Raw genomic sequence first — 13155 nt, forward strand, 5'->3', positions numbered from 1 at the left:
TTTTTCCTGTTGGCTGAGTCAGTTGACGACAAAACAAGACTCCGTTTCCACATACAGAGCAAGACGGCCTCCTCCAGCCGTTCGCAGCATCCGCGCGCCGTCCGCCGTCCTATTCCGCCTCCGTCTTCAGCGGCCGCTTGGCCGCGAACAGGGCTCCGGCGGTGACGATGGAGCCGATGACGATGGTTGCGGCATAGGCGGCCAGGCCGCCGACCGCGTTGGGGATCGGGAGGACGAAGATGCCGCCGTGGGGGACCATGAGGGTGCACTGGAAGGCCATGGACAGGGCTCCGGTCACGGCCGAGCCGAGCATGATGCACGGGATGACCCGCAGCGGGTCCCTTGCCGCATAGGGGATCGCGCCCTCGGTGATGAAGGAGATGCCGAGCACGAAGGCGGCCTTGCTGGCCTCCCGCTCGTCCTCGGTGAAGCGGTTCTTGAACAGCGTGGCGGCCAGGGCCAGGCCCAGCGGCGGGGTCATGCCCGCGGCCATGATGGCGGCCATGGGCGCGTAGATGTTCGACGAGAGCAGCCCCACGCCGAAGGTGTACGCCGCCTTGTTCACCGGGCCGCCCATGTCGAAGGCCATCATCGCGCCCAGCAGCAGGCCGAGCAGCACCGCACTGGTGCTCTGCATGCTCTTGAGCCATTCCGAAAGCGCGGTCAGCACGATCTTCACCGGCGGGCCGATGACGTAGATCATCAGCAACCCCACGATCAGGGTGGACAGAAACGGCAGGATGAGCACCGGCTTGAGCCCTTCCAGGTTCTGCGGGAGCTTGATCCTGTCGTTCAAAAACTGGGTCAGGTACCCGGCGATGAAGCCCGCCACGATGCCGCCCAGGAACCCCGAGCCCACGGTGGTGGCCAGCGCGCCGCCGACCAGCCCGGGCGTGATCCCCGGCCGCTGGGCGATGGAATAGGCGATGAACGCGCCGAGCACCGGCACGAACAGGGAGAACGCGCCCCCGCCGCCGATCTGCATCAGGGCCCAGCCGAAGGTCCCGGTCTTGTCGCCCGCGTAGATGCCGCCGAAGGCGAAGGCCAGGGCGATGAGCAGGCCGCCCGCCACGACCACGGGCAGCATGTAGGACACGCCGGTCATCAGGTGGCGGTAGGGCCCGGTCCGGCTGGCGGACCGCTCCTTCTTGAGTTCCGAGACCCGCTCGGCCAGGTCCTTTTTCGCGCCCGGCGCTGCGGACAGGGCGGACCTGACGACCTGCGCTCCGTCGTGCAGGGCCGCCTTGGTGGTGGTCTCGTACAGCGGCTTCCCGGCGAACCGGTTGGTGTCCACGAATGCGTCGGCCGCGATGACCACCGCGTCCGCCCGGGCGATGTCCTCGTCGGTCAGGACGTTCTTGGCCCCCACCGATCCCTGGGTCTCGATCTTGATCTCGTGGCCCAGCCCCTCGCCCGCCTTGCGCAGCGCCTCGGCGGCCATGAAGGTGTGGGCGATGCCCGTGGGGCAGGAGGTCACGCCGACGATGAACTTCCTCCCGGCCGAGGGCGCGGCCTCGGCCCTGGCCGCCGCCATCTCCTCGGCCTCGGCCAGGGCGGCGTTGATGACCTCCCCGGTCTTGCGGATGGCCTCGCTGGTGGTCACGGCGTAGAGCGGCTTGCCCTGGAACCGGGTGGGATCCACGTGGATGTCGGCCGCGAAGATGACCACGCTCGCGGCGTTGATGCTCTCCTGCGAGAGGACGTACTTGGCCCCCTCGGCCCCCTGGGTTTCGACCTCGACCTCGTGGCCCATGCTCGCGCCGACCTTTTTCAGCGCCTCGGCGGCCATGATGGTGTGGGCCACCCCGGTGGGGCATGCGGTGACTGCGACGATTCTGGACATGGCGATTACCCTCCCACCTGGAGATTGGTGATTTCTATTCGGGATTCCAAGACCTTTGCAGTGTTGAGATCGTGCAGGGCCGGACCGGCCCGCATGACCGTGGCCGCGGCCAGGGCCGTGGCCTTGCGGACCCGTTCCTCAAGGGGCAGTCCCAGCGCCATCCCGGCGACCAGGCCGCCGATCATGGCGTCCCCGGCACCGACCGTGCTGACCGCCTCGACCTCGGGAGGCCGGGAGAGCAGGGCCCGCCCGTCCTCCACGAACACGGCCCCGCGCGCGCCCAGGGACACGGCCACGGTGGCGATACCCGCCGCGTTCATGCGGCGCGCCTCGGCCACCAGGTCGTCGAGGGACTCCATGGGACGGCCGACCAGTTCGGCCAGCTCGTCGTCGTTGGGCTTGACCAGCCACGGCGCGGCGTCGACCGCGCAGGCCAGGGCCGGGCCGCTGGTGTCGACCACGGCCTTGGCCCCCTGCGCCTTGACGACCTGTACCAGGCGGCCCACCGCATCCGGGGCCACGCCCACGGGCAGGCTGCCCGCGATGACCACGATTTCGGCCTCGCCCGACAGCCGCTCCACGGTCTCGGCCAGCCGGTCCATGTGGCCCGCGTCCGGCGCGAGCCCGGGAAAGTTGATGTCCGTGGTGGACCGGCTTTCCGGGTCGAGGACCTTGATGCCGATGCGCGTCTCGCCCGGCACCCGGACGAATTCGTCGGCCACGCCGAGGTCCGAGAACCGTTTTTCGAATATCCGGGCGTTCTCCGTGCCCAAAAAGCCGGTCACGGCCACCGGCAGGCCGAACCTGCGCAGCAGCCCGGCGATGTTCACGCCCTTGCCCGCCGCGTCGGATTGGTACTCGGCCACGCGGTTGACCGCTCCGGCCGCGAAGCCGGGGACCGTGCAGGCCAGGTCGATGGCCGGGTTCATGGTCACGGTGACGATGCGTGTCGTATCATCCTGCATGGCGGCCTCGCCTAGGGCAGCTTGAGGGCCCGGACCTGGTTGTTGTCGGCGCAGGCGAGCGCCGCCCGCGCGATCTCCCGGGCCTTTTCCATGGTGATGGACCGCAGCCGGGCCTTGATCGAGGCGATGCTCGGGATGACCATGCTCAGTTCCCTGACGCCGAGCCCGGCCAGGATGACCGCGCCCAGCGGCTCCCCGGCCAGGCCGCCGCACACGCCGGTCCAGATGCCCGCCTCGTCCGCGGCCCGGACCACTTGGTCGATCATGCGCAACACGGCGGGGTGCAGGCTGTCCGCCTGGGCGGCCAGGGTCGGGTGGACCCGGTCCATGGCCATGACATACTGGGTCAGGTCGTTGGTCCCCACCGAGAAGAAGGCCGCCTCTTTGGCGAACTCGCGGGCCATGACCGCCACGGACGGGACCTCGACCATGATGCCGATGTCCACGGGATCGGCCCCGACCTCGATGCGCGCCTTTTCGGCCAGCCGCTTCCCGGCGGCCAATTCGTCCAGGGTGGCGATCATGGGGAACATGATGCGCAGCGGCCCGTGCTTCGAGGCGCGGTAGATGGCTCTGAGTTGGGTCAGAAAGAGTTCCGGCCGGTTCAGGCACAGCCGGATGCCGCGCTCGCCCAGGAACGGATTGTCCTCGGCGGGCAGGTCCAGATAGGACACGGCCTTGTCGCCGCCGATGTCCAGGGTGCGGACGATCAGCGGCAGCCCGTTGAGGGCCTCGACCATGGCCTTGTAGCTCAGGTACTGCTCGTCCTCGTCCGGCGCGGTCTCCCGGTCCAGGAAGAGGAACTCCGTGCGCAGCAGGCCGACGCCTTCGCCGCCGCCCTCCACGGCCTTTTCCGCTTCGCCGGCCTTGCCGATGTTGGCGGCCACCTCGATGCGGACCCCGTCCAGGGTCAGGGCCGGTTCGTACCGCGTCCGGTATTCGGCGTCGCGCTCCTCCTTGATGCGCTGCCGGGCCTTGGCGGCGGTCTCGATGTCGGCCTGGCTTGGCTCCAGGTAGAGGTTGCCGCCGTCGCCGTCCAGGATGGCCATGGTCCCGTCCTCGATATCGAGCACGGCCGGGCCTGCGGCCACGATGGCCGGGATGCCCAGGGAGCGGGCGATAATCGCCGAGTGCGACGTGGGCCCGCCGCCCGCAGTGCAGAAGCCCAGGATGAGGGCGGGGTCGAGCAGGGCGGTGTCCGAGGGGGTCAGGTCTTCGGCCGCGAGGATGACCGGCTCATCCGAGGTGAACGGCTCGTCCTGGAGCACGCCCGCCAGGTGCCGCAGCACCCGCCGGCCCACGTCCCTCAGGTCCATGGCCCGCGCGGCCAGGACCGCGTCGTCGTGCTGCTCCATGGCCCGGACGCGGTCGTCGATGACCTGCCGCCAGGCGTAGCCCGCGCTGTAGCCGTTCCGGATGCGCCCCCTGGTCTCGGCCAGCAGTTCCGGGTCGTCCAAAAAGGCCTCGTGGGCGCGGAAGATGGCCGCCTGCGGTTCGCCGGACCGCGACCGGACCTCGTTGTAGAGCAGGCGCAGGTTGCTCTTGGCCGCGGCCACTGCGTGGCCCAGTTCGGCGAGTTCATGTTCCGGGTCCTTGGCCATGGCCTCGACCACGATGCGGCGGTGGGTGAACTGCCGGATGGGGCCGCAGGCCAGGCCTGGGGAGGCGGTGCAGCCGGGGATGGTGCGCTTGACCTCGTTGGGAACCCAGCCGTGGGCCGTGCGGACCGTCGTCTCTTCTTCCCCGGTTTCGCCCAGCCTCGCGTCCACGGCGTCCTTGAGGGCGGTCAGGGCCTGCCGCGCGTCCTCGCCCTTGGCGTGGATGCGGATGAGCTTGCCCGACCCGACGCCGAGTTTGAGCAGGGAGGCGAGGCTCTTGCCGTTGGCCGAGCGGCCGTCGTATTCGACCGCGATGGTCGAGTCGAAGAGCTTGGCGATGTCCAGGAAAAACGTGGCGGGCCGCGCGTGCAGCCCATGCGGGTTCATGACCGTGACGTCCACGGAGTGGTCGAAGTCGGAGACGTCGAGCTGCGGGGCCGGACGCCGCCTGGCACCGGCCTCCCCGCTCAGCGCTCGGACGATGTAGGCAGGGTCGTCGGTGGTGGCCATCCGCTCTACGGTGGCCGGGTCGTCCAGGACGTGGGTCAGGTTGGTCAGGATCTCGATGTGCTCGTCGGATTTGGCGGCGATGCCGACCACCAGGTTGACGACCTCGCCCGGATTCCAGGTCACGCCCTGGGGCACCTGGAGGACGACCACGCCGGTCTTGAGGATGTCGTTTCGGTCCTCGGGAAGGCCGTGGGGGATGGCGATGCCGTTGCCCAGATAGGTGTTGGCCACCTCCTCGCGCCGCTTCATGCTGCCGATGTAGGCGGGCCGGATGTAGCCCTCGCGGACCAGGAGTTCGCCGACCTGCTCGATGGCCTGCAGCTTGCCGGAGGGTTCCGCGTTCAAGACGATGTTGGCCTTGGTCATCTCCATCATGGCTCGCCTCCTTGGGCGTATTTCGCGGAAAGGCGCGCCGTGTCCGGCGGCTGGGCGCCGGGAGCTCGGCTCGTCCGTCCGCCGCTCTCCTTTCCCCGCACCGGCTTCGCCGGACAGCGGTTGTTCGAACATTTCCAGGGTTATCAAAATACAAAGCCTTTGGGGAGGGGGCGTGGATTATATTTTCACGGCTTCGGCCCGGCCATGGAGCCGGGGGCCGGTTCGATCGGGAATTAACGGGAATAAGCCGTTGACAGTCCTCGTCGATGAATTTATTGACTTGTCAACAATTGACTCATCAACGAATTGGAGCGGCATGAATTCCGAAAAGATAATGGCGTTCGACCTGGGATCCCCGGGCCGGAGGTTCTCCATCATCCATCGCCTCAGCCTGATCTACCTGTCCGGCCCCTTGTCCGAATCGGGCATCAGCAAGGGCAAGATTCCCTACCTGATGAAGATACTGACTTCTCCGGGGATCGTTCAGGAGGACCTGACAAACCATCTCTGTCTCGACCGGGCGGCAACGGCCAGGGCGCTTCAGTCGCTGGAGGACAACGGCTTTATCCGCCGCGAAGAGGACCCGGGGGACCGCCGCCGGAAGAAGGTCTACCCGACCGCCAAGGCGGAACGCCTGCAAGGGGAGATGGTCGACATGCTCAAGGCCCACAACGACGTCCTTCTTTCCGGCCTCGACGCGGCCGAGCAAACCCTGCTCATGTCGCTGCTCGACAGGGTCATAGACAATCTCCATCGCGGACTGGGCCGTCCCCTTCCGGAAGACGGGGAGTGACCGTTCGTCATGCGCAAGCGGGCGGCTCCGATTCTTAACCAAGCAACAGATTGAGTAGAGACAGCACCTTGAAAAAAACATGTAAAAGAATTTTCGTCGCCATCGTCGGCCTGGGCGTCATGGCCTTCGGCGTGGCGTTCTCCGTGAAAGCCAACCTGGGCGTGTCGCCCATCTCCTGCATACCGTACGTCTACAGCCTGAAGCTTGATCTGTCCCTGGGCGAGTTGACCATCCTGATGAACACCCTGTTCGTCCTGGCCCAGTTCCTGATCCTGCGGAAGCGGTACACCCTGCTGCACCTCTCGCAACTGGCCGCGGTCACGGTGTTCGGCTTCTGCATCGACCTGGCCCTGTACGCCATCGACAGCCTCTCCGTGTCCACATACGTGTGGCAGGTTCTGGTCTGCCTGCTGAGCTGCGTGCTTATCGCCTTGGGCGTCTTTTCCCTGGTCAAGGCCAAGCTCACCTATCTCCCGGGCGACGGCCTGGCCGTAGTGGTCTCAGACACCTTCAAGAAGGAGTTCGGCAAGCTGAAGGTCTCGTTGGACAGCTCCATGGTCGTCATCGGCCTGGCCAGCTCCTTCGTCTTCCTGCACAGGCTGGAAGGCATCCGCGAAGGGACGGTCATCGCCGCGCTCCTGGTCGGCTCCCTGGTCAAATTCTACAACAGCAGGATACATTGGCTCGACGCCTGGCTGGGCAACGACGTCGCCGGGATGGAGGGGCTTGCGGCCGTGGACGGAGCGCTCGGCCAGCATCTCGTGGTCACGATTTCCCGCGAATACGGCAGCGGCGGACACGGTATCGGCCGGGAAATCGCGAAGAAACTGGGGATCGACTTCTACGACAAGGAGTTGATCAACATCACCGCCAGGGAAAGCGGCTTTACCGAGGAATACATCCGGCAGAACGAACAGAAACTGGCCGGTACGCTGCTCGATGAACTCTACATGCAGAGCTACGCCTATGTGCAGGACGAGCTCCCTCCGTCCGATGTGCTGTTCCTGGTGCAGAGCAAGATCATCCGGGAGATCGCGGCCAAGGGCCCCTGCGTCATCGTGGGGCGTTGCGCCAATTTCGTCCTCAAGGACAATCCCAACTGCTTCAACGTCTTCATCCACGCGGACGAGGAATTCCGCAAGGCCAAGATGGTCAACGAATACGGCGTGGACGCGTCGATTTCCAACAAGGAACTGGAAAAGATGGACCGCGAACGGGCCAATTACTGTCTGGAATACACGGGCGAAAACTGGCGGGATTCGACCAACTACCACATCGCCATAAACAGCGCGGCATACGGCAATGAGGCGGAGATCGCCAACAAGATCATCGGAATCATCCCCGAAGGAATCCTGCATCCCCAAGGCGAACCCGCGGAACTGAAAGAGGCCGCTTAGGCTCCCGTCAAGGCCGGGCCGCCGCCCGTGTCCGGTGCTACGCGCCGAGCACGGGCGCGATGCGCTCAAGCGCCCAGTCGACCTCGTCCCGGGTGACGACCAGCGGCGGGGCGAAGCGGATGATGGTCTCGTGGGTCTCCTTGCAGAGCAGGCCCGCCTCCTTGAGCCGTTCGCAGTACCCGCGCGCGCCGCCCGCGCCGGGCGCGAACTCCACGCCGATGAGCAGCCCCTTGCCCCGGACCTCCCGAATCCTGGGATTGTCGATGCTCTTCAGGCCCTTCAGAAAGTATTCGCCCATCTCTCGGGCGTTTTCGATGAGATTCTCCTCGGTCAGGACCCTGAGGGCTGCTCGGGCCACGGCGCAGGCCAGCGGGTTGCCGCCAAAGGTGGAGCCGTGTTCGCCGGGCTTGAGCACGCCCAGTACCTCGGTGTTGGAGAGTACGGCCGAGACCGGGTAGAAGCCGCCGGACAGGGCCTTGCCGATCAGTGTCAGGTCGGCCTCGATCCCCTCGTGCTGTTCGGCCAAAAGCTTGCCGGTGCGGCCCAGGCCGGTCTGGATCTCGTCCAGGATGAGGACGATGCCCGCCTCATCGCAGATGCGCCGGACGTCGCGCAGATAGCCGTTGGGCGGGATGATCACGCCCGCCTCGCCCTGGATGGGCTCCACGAGGAAGGCCACGGTGTTGGGGGTGATCGCCTCCCTGAGCGCCTCGGCGTCGCCGAAGTCGACGACCTTGAAGCCCGGGGTGAACGGGCCGAAACCGGTGGTGGATACCGGATCGGTGGAGAACGAGACGATGGTGATGGTCCGGCCGTGGAAGTTGTTGCGGCAGACGATGATCTCGGCCTTGTCCTCGGGCACGCCCTTGACCTGGTAGCCCCACTTGCGCACGGCCTTGATGGCGGTCTCCACGGCCTCGGCCCCGGAGTTCATGGGCAGGACCTTGTGGGAGTTGGTCAGGTCGCACAGCTCCTTGTAGAGCGGGCCGAGCTGGTCGTTGCGGAAGGCGCGCGAGGTCAGGGTCAGCTTTTCGGCCTGCTCGACCAGGGCCCGCCTGATCTTCGGGTGGCAGTGGCCCTGGTTCACGGCCGAGTAGGCGGACAGGCAGTCCATGTACCTGTTGCCGTCCACGTCCCAGACCCAGACGCCCCGGCCGCGCTGAATGACCACGTCCAGCGGCTTGTAGTTGTGGGCGCCGTATTCGTCTTCAAGCAGGATGTATCGGTCGGATTGCATGGCGTTCCTCGAGGTTGCGGTTGTCGTGCGGCCCGCCCGGAAAAGGGGCCTTTTAAGCGTACCTCCCCTTTTCGCCGGATTCAACCCATGACGAAATATTGTGGGTTTTGGAGTGGCGGAAAACGCTCAAATCCATTAGATGATAGGTACTGTCACATGGAAAGGGCCTATGACGCATCCTGATACGAGCGAACGGGCCGAGACGCCCTCGGAAGAATCGCCCCGGACCGGTCGGGGGGAATCCTTTATCGATCCCGCCTGCTTCAGGGGGCTGTGCGACGCATTGGGCGACGGGGTGATCAAGACCGACATCGACGGGCTCATCCTCGAGGCCAACCCGGCCTTTTGCGAGCTGCTCGGGCGCGAGCGGGGGGAGCTGCTCGGCAGGACCGTGCTCGACTTCACCCCCGAGAAAGACCGGCTCCGCGATCGCGAGACGATCCGCGGCCTGCTCAAATCCGGCCGATCCTCCCACGAATTCGAAAAAGGGCTGGTTACCGGCGACGGCCGGGAATTGCTGGTCAGGGTCAACTGCTGGCTGCAGCGCGGCGAGGCGGGCGAGCCTCCGGCCCTGTGGGGCATCTTCCGGGACGTCACCGACCGGCGCGCGGCCGAGAGGATGGCCCGCGAGAGCCTGGAAAAGTACCGCTTCCTGGCCGAGAACGCGGCCGACGTCATCTGGACCATGGACAACGACTGCCGGTACACCTACGTCAGCCCGTCCGTGAAGCGCGTCCGGGGGTTCACCCCCGAGGAAATGGTCGGCATGTGCGCCGACGAGGCCGTGTCAGCCGACTCCATGGCCGCCACCCGGAAGGCCTGGGAGTCCGTGGACGCCCGCGCGGACGGCCCCGCGGACGCCTCGTCCACCATACGGCTGGAGATGCGCTTCAGGAAGAAGGACGGGTCCATGATCTGGGGCGAATCCATGGCCCGGCGGCTGTGGGACGAGCACGGCAACGCCGTGGGCTACATCGGCACCACCCGCGACATCACCGAGCGCAAGCGCATCGAGGAGCGGCTGCGCACCAGCGAACATTTTCTGCAGGCCATGATCAACGCCACCGGGGACTCGGTGGGGCTGTTCAAGGTGGACGGCACGGTCCTGGCCATGAACCGGAACATGGCCCGTTTCCTGGGCCTGGACAGGGAGGCGGACGCCGGGCAGAGCGTCTTCGACTTCATCCCCGAGGGATTGCGGCCCATGGTTCGCGAGGCCTTTTCCCGGGTGGCCGAGGCGCGCTCCCCCATGTCCGAGCAGGTGGTCTGGTCCGGGAGGATTCTCGACGGGGTCATCTATCCCGTGCTGGACGGGGACGAGGCCACGGCCATCGCCGTGTACGGCCGGGACGTGACCGAGGCGCGGTTCGCCGAGGAAGCCCGCAAGAAGACCCAGGAGCAGTACCGGCTCATCGTCGAGACCGCCAACGAGGGCATCCTCGGCCTGGACGCGAACCAGGTCATCACCTACGCCAACAAGATCGTGGCCGATTTCCTCGGCTGCCGGGTGGATGAGGTCATCGGCCGGAGCATGCTCGACTTCGTGGCCCCGTCCGATTGGGAGGAGAACCTGCGGCGCATCGAGCAGAAGGGGCTGGGCAGGCGCGAGCGCTACGAGCGCCGTTTCCTGCGCAGGGACGGTGCCGAGATATGGGGCATGGTCTCGTCCACGCCGCTCATGGCCGAGGACGGCAGGCAGCTCGGGGCGTTCGCCATGATCGCGGACATCACCGAGGTCAAGCAGGCCCACGAGCGGCTGCTGAACATCCTGGACGGGATCAGCGCGGACATCTACGTCAGCGATTTCGAGAGCAACGAGATCCTGTTCATGAACGCGGGCATGTGCGATTTTTACGGCCCCATCGAGGACGGCATGGCCTGCCACAGAATCATCCGCGGCCTGGACCGCCGCTGTCCGAACTGCCCCAAGGAGAAACTGGTGGACGAGAACGGCGAGGCCGTGGACACCCTGGTTTCGGAGCGGTTCTACGAGCGGCGCGGGCGCTGGCACCTCACCCACGACCGGGCCATCCGCTGGCTGGAGGGGCGGCTGGTGCACATGCACATGGCCGCGGACATCACCGAACTCAAGTCCATGGCCGCCGAGCTGGAAAAGGCCATGACCAAGGCCGAGGCCGCCAGCCTGGCCAAGAACGAATTCCTGGCCAACATGAGCCACGAGATCCGCACCCCGCTCAACGGGCTGCTCGGCATGCTCCAGCTCATGCAGCTGAGCGAGCTGGTTCCCATGCAGCGGGACTACCTGGAGACGGCCCTGAATTCGGGCCGCAGCCTGCTCCAGGTGCTCAACGACATCCTCGACCTGTCCAAGGTGGAGTCGGGCAAGCTCGAACTGGAAGCCATTCCCTTCGAGCTGGGCGAGGTCCTGGACCAGGTGGTCTCCACCTTCCGCCACTCGGTGGAGGAGCGGGGCGTGGCCATGCGCTGGGATATCGACGAGGGGTTGGCCCGCCATTTCGTGGCCGACAAGGGGCGGCTGCGCCAGATTCTCTTCAACCTGGTGGGCAACGCGGTCAAGTTCACGGAGAGCGGCTCCATCGAGGTCCGGGCCCACCCCTTGGAATCCGGGGCCAGGGATGGCGCCATCCGGCTGCTCTTCGAGGTCTCGGACACCGGCATCGGCATCCCCCGCGACAAGGTGGACGCCGTGTTCGACCCCTTCACCCAGGTGGACGGCTCCACCACCCGCAAGTATCAGGGCACCGGCCTGGGGCTGGGCATCGTCCGGCGGCTGGTCCAGCTCATGGACGGCTCCATCAGCGTGGACACCGAGGTGGGCGAGGGCACGACCATCTATTTCACCATACAGGCCCGCCCGGCCGAGCCGTCGGACGATCCGGTCGGCGTTCCGGCGGCGACGGAGAGCGGCGGCCTGTCCATCCTGGTGGCCGAGGACGAGCGGGTCAACCGCGTGGTAGTCCAGCGCATTCTGGAAAAGCTTGGCCACAGGGTGGAGTGCGTGGGCAGCGGCGAGGAGGCCCTCCAGGCCCTCAGGGAGCGGCCCTTCGACCTCTTCCTGTCGGACATCCAGATGCCCGGCCTGGACGGGGTGGCCACCACCAAGGTCATACGCGGCGACCTCGGCCTGGACATCCCGGTCATCGCCCTGACCGCCCACGCCATGCAGGGCGACCGCGACCGCTTCATCGAGGCGGGCATGAACGGCTACGTGTCCAAGCCGTTCGAGATAGACCGTTTGCAGCAGGAAATCGAGCGGGTCATGGACAGACCCGAATCCCGGACGGACTAGACGATGGCCAGGGGCGGGTCCCCGGCGGCGGCAGGCAGGGCCCGGCCCACCAGGGCGGCGGGTTCCCCGGCCCGCTCGAGCATGGTCATGGCCCTGGCCACCAGCCCCGGCGGCACGGCCAGGATAAGTCCGCCCGAGGTCTGGGCGTCGAACATCATGTCGAAGTGGACGGGATCGAGCCCGTCGGCGACCCTGACCTTGGGCAGGTAGTGGCGGCGGTTGCAGATGGACCCGGCGGGCAGAAGCCCCATGGAGGCCATGTCCAGCGCGCCGGGCAGAAGCGGCACGTCGTGCATGCGCAGCTCAAGCGTCACCCGGCTGGCCTCGGCCAGCTCGATCATGTGGCCGCCCAGGCCGAAGCCGGTGATGTCCGTGGCCCCGGTCAGGCCGAGCTCGCGGATGACCATGCCGCCGGTCTTGTTCAACCGCCCGCAGGTCTCGAAAAGCAGGTCCTCCATCTCGTCGCAGCCGGGCATCTCGCCCTTGACCGCCGTGGCCAGCACGCCCGTGCCGATGGGCTTGGTCAGGATCAGCTCGTCGCCGGGACGGACGCCCCGGTTGGAGGCGAAGCGGTCCGGGTCCACGATCCCGGACACGGCCAGGCCGTACTTGATCTCCGGGTCGTCCACGCTGTGCCCTCCGCTGGGCACCGCGCCCGCCTCCTCCACCGTGTCCTTGCCGCCGCGCAGCACCTCGGCCAGCACGGACATGGGCAGCCTGTCCGCCGGGAAGCAGACGATGTTCATGGCCGCCCACGGCTCGCCGCCCATGGCGTAGACGTCGGACAGGGCGTTGGCCGCGGCGATGCGCCCGAAGCGGTAGGGATCGTTGACCACCGGGGTGAAGAAATCCACGGTCTGGACCAGGGCCTTGCCCGCCGGAAAAGACAAAACGGCAGCGTCCTCGTTGTCGCCGGGGCCTCCGGCGAGCACGCGGTTGTCTGGCCGGACCCCAAGGCCCGAAAGTGCGATCTCCAGGTCCCCCGGAGTGATCTTGGCCGCTCAGCCCGCGGCTTTGACCATCTGGACCAGTTTCAACTTTTCCATGACTTCTCCTTGGGTTGATCTCTACCAGAGGTCAGGGGGAAGGGGAAGTGGAGCGGGGGACGCCCATCCTTTGCCTTTCCCCCCTTCAAGTGATACGAGGACTCACGCCCGCCGCCCCCC

At 66.7% G+C, this 13155-nt stretch carries 8 protein-coding genes; 3 read left to right on the forward strand and 5 right to left on the reverse strand.

The window, feature by feature from the left end; all coding sequences use genetic code 11:
- Nucleotides 1-109 precede the first annotated feature (109 nt).
- From BerOc1_RS10045 to ptsP, 3 genes are read right to left on the reverse strand one after another with little or no spacing between them, the layout of a single operon-like run.
- Entirely contained in the window at nucleotides 110-1843 is a 1734-nt protein-coding gene (locus BerOc1_RS10045) for a PTS fructose-like transporter subunit IIB (RefSeq protein ID WP_071545570.1), read from the reverse strand.
- 5 nt (nucleotides 1844-1848) lie between these two features.
- On the reverse strand, nucleotides 1849-2808 hold the full coding sequence (gene pfkB, locus BerOc1_RS10050; RefSeq protein WP_071545571.1) for a 1-phosphofructokinase: 960 nt from the start codon (nucleotides 2806-2808) through the stop codon (nucleotides 1849-1851).
- Nucleotides 2809-2819: 11 nt separating this feature from the next.
- Nucleotides 2820-5291 (reverse strand): phosphoenolpyruvate--protein phosphotransferase, encoded by a 2472-nt coding sequence (ptsP, locus tag BerOc1_RS10055; RefSeq protein WP_071545572.1) that lies wholly within the window; start codon nucleotides 5289-5291, stop codon nucleotides 2820-2822.
- Between the two features lie 316 nt (nucleotides 5292-5607).
- Here ptsP and BerOc1_RS10060 point away from each other — a divergent pair, with 316 nt between their 5' ends.
- Nucleotides 5608-6084, forward strand: a complete 477-nt coding sequence (locus BerOc1_RS10060; RefSeq protein WP_071545573.1) for a MarR family winged helix-turn-helix transcriptional regulator — start codon at nucleotides 5608-5610, stop codon at nucleotides 6082-6084.
- 68 nt (nucleotides 6085-6152) lie between these two features.
- Nucleotides 6153-7481, forward strand: coding sequence for a cytidylate kinase family protein (locus BerOc1_RS10065; protein ID WP_242652941.1), 1329 nt, complete (start codon nucleotides 6153-6155; stop codon nucleotides 7479-7481).
- Between the two features lie 37 nt (nucleotides 7482-7518).
- Here BerOc1_RS10065 and rocD read toward each other — a convergent pair whose 3' ends face one another.
- A complete protein-coding gene (gene rocD, locus BerOc1_RS10070) occupies nucleotides 7519-8718 on the reverse strand; it encodes an ornithine--oxo-acid transaminase (protein WP_071545575.1) in 1200 nt (399 codons plus the stop codon).
- A gap of 169 nt (nucleotides 8719-8887) precedes the next feature.
- Here rocD and BerOc1_RS10075 point away from each other — a divergent pair, with 169 nt between their 5' ends.
- Nucleotides 8888-11989: a PAS domain-containing hybrid sensor histidine kinase/response regulator gene (locus BerOc1_RS10075; RefSeq protein ID WP_071545576.1), complete on the forward strand. Its 3102-nt coding sequence runs from the start codon at nucleotides 8888-8890 to the stop codon at nucleotides 11987-11989.
- On the opposite strand, the gene selD is transcribed toward BerOc1_RS10075, so the two are convergent.
- Entirely contained in the window at nucleotides 11986-13035 is a 1050-nt protein-coding gene (gene selD, locus BerOc1_RS10080; RefSeq protein ID WP_084641356.1) for a selenide, water dikinase SelD, read from the reverse strand. The genes BerOc1_RS10075 and selD overlap by 4 nt on opposite strands.
- Between the last annotated feature and the right edge of the window lie 120 nt (nucleotides 13036-13155).

The organism is Pseudodesulfovibrio hydrargyri (genome assembly GCF_001874525.1).
Classification (GTDB): Bacteria; Desulfobacterota; Desulfovibrionia; order Desulfovibrionales; family Desulfovibrionaceae; genus Pseudodesulfovibrio; species Pseudodesulfovibrio hydrargyri.